1 protein-coding gene and 1 pseudogene are annotated in these 1291 nt (G+C 64.1%); both read left to right on the top strand.

All coding sequences use genetic code 11. The annotated features are described in order from the left end of the window. A pseudogene (locus tag T546_RS26065) lies at nt 1-349 on the top strand (hypothetical protein); the annotation flags it as partial. A 192-nt stretch (nt 350-541) separates the two neighbouring features. Continuing rightward, on the top strand, nt 542-1186 hold the full coding sequence (locus T546_RS26060; RefSeq protein WP_242842284.1) for a hypothetical protein: 645 nt from the start codon (nt 542-544) through the stop codon (nt 1184-1186). The last annotated feature ends 105 nt before the right edge of the window (nt 1187-1291 follow it).

The raw sequence follows: 1291 nt of genomic DNA, 5'->3' as shown, positions 1-1291 counted from the left end.
GGCGATACTGGACCTACCGGCTACACCGGACCTATCGGTGACACTGGGCCTACTGGCTATACCGGACCGACCGGGGATACTGGACCGACCGGGGATACTGGACCGACTGGCTATACTGGACCTGCCGGGGATACCGGACCTACGGGCGATATCGGAACTACGGGTGACACTGGGCCTACTGGCGATACCGGAACTACGGGTGACACTGGGCCTACTGGCAACACCGGGCCTACCGGCGATACCGGACCTACCGGGGATACTGGGCCTACTGGCAATACCGGACCTACCGGCGACATTGGACCGACCGGCGATACCGGACCGACCGGCGACACCGGACCGACGGGTGTGACCGGACCGACGGGTATAACTGGACCGACTGGCGATACCGGACCGACTGGCGATACTGGGCCTACGGGGGATACTGGACCGACCGGGGATACCGGACCTACTGGCGATACCGGACCCACCGGTGACACTGGACCTACTGGTGACACTGGACCTACTGGTATAACTGGACCGACCGGGGATACCGGACCTACTGGTGACACTGGACCTACCGGGGATACTGGACCTACGGGCAATACCGGACCGACGGGTGACACTGGTCCTACTGGTGACACTGGGCCTACGGGCGACACCGGACCGACTGGCGATACTGGACCTACGGGGGCTACTGGACCGACCGGGGATACCGGACCTATCGGTGATACTGGGCCTACTGGTGACACCGGACCGACGGGACCTACCGGTGACACCGGACCTACTGGACCGACCGGCGATACCGGACCTATCGGTGACACTGGGCCTACTGGTGACACCGGACCGACCGGCGATACCGGACCTACTGGGCCTACCGGAGATACCGGACCTACTGGCGATACTGGGGCTACGGGTGACACTGGATCTACTGGCGATACCGGACCTACCGGCGGCACCGGACCTACCGGCGACACTGGACCTACCGGCGACACCGGACCTACCGGGGCTACTGGGCCTACCGGTGATACTGGACCTACAGGTGATACTGGACCTACGGGGGATACTGGACCTACGGGCGATACCGGACCGACCGGCGGCACCGGACCTACCGGCGACACCGGATCTACGGGGGATACTGGACCTACCGGGGATACCGGACCTACGGGGGACACTGGGCCTACGGGCGACACCGGACCGACGGGTGTGACCGGACCTACTGGTATAACTGGACCTACTGGCGATACCGGACCTACTGGCGATACTGGACCTACCGGTGACACTGGATCTACTGGCGATACCGGACCTACCGGCG

The organism is [Clostridium] aerotolerans DSM 5434, assembly GCF_000687555.1.
In the GTDB taxonomy this organism is placed as follows: domain Bacteria; phylum Bacillota; class Clostridia; order Lachnospirales; family Lachnospiraceae; genus Lacrimispora; species Lacrimispora aerotolerans.
Note: the sequence above shows the minus strand (reverse complement) of the source record. Positions and strands in the feature narration are given on the sequence as shown.